The 530-nt window shown below is 59.8% G+C and carries 1 protein-coding gene; it reads left to right on the forward strand.

All coding sequences use genetic code 11. The features are described 5' to 3' along the window. Positions 1-530 (forward strand): calcium-binding protein (locus QMX91_RS31345; protein ID WP_282413919.1); only part of this gene is annotated, 530 nt, incomplete at both ends.

Below are 530 nucleotides of genomic sequence, written 5' to 3' on the forward strand. Positions count from 1 at the left end.
TGAAAAGGTGATCGGCACGGCGTTCAACGACACCTTCAATCTCGATTCGGCCACTGCGACGTTCGAGGGGGGAGCGGGGGATGATGTCTACGTTCTCAACGGCAGTGGCGGCACGGTCATCGAACAGACGGGTGGCGGTAACGATGAAGTACGCAGCAACTTCGCCCAGATTTACCTGAACGCCAACGTCGAGCGCCTGACCTATACCGGTAACGCGGCATTCACCGGTTGGGGCAACGCCAGCGACAACGTCATTACGGGGGGCATTGGCAATGACACCCTGTATGGCGGCGCGGGTGCCGACCAGTTCATCGGTGGTGGGGGTATCGACACGGCTGGCTATGCCGACAGCACTGTCGGTGTCACCTTGAATTTCAAGACCGGGGTCAACAGTGGCATCGCGGCGGGCGATACCTACACCGGCATTGAGCGAATCCTCGGCTCGGGCTTCAACGATACCTTCATCGCCGACAGTCGGGTGTTTGCATTTGACGGCGGTGCGGGAACGGCTGACGTGGTGGATTACTCGA

This window comes from Pseudomonas sp. PS01299 (genome assembly GCF_029960145.1).
In the GTDB taxonomy this organism is placed as follows: Bacteria; Pseudomonadota; Gammaproteobacteria; order Pseudomonadales; family Pseudomonadaceae; genus Aquipseudomonas; species Aquipseudomonas putida_A.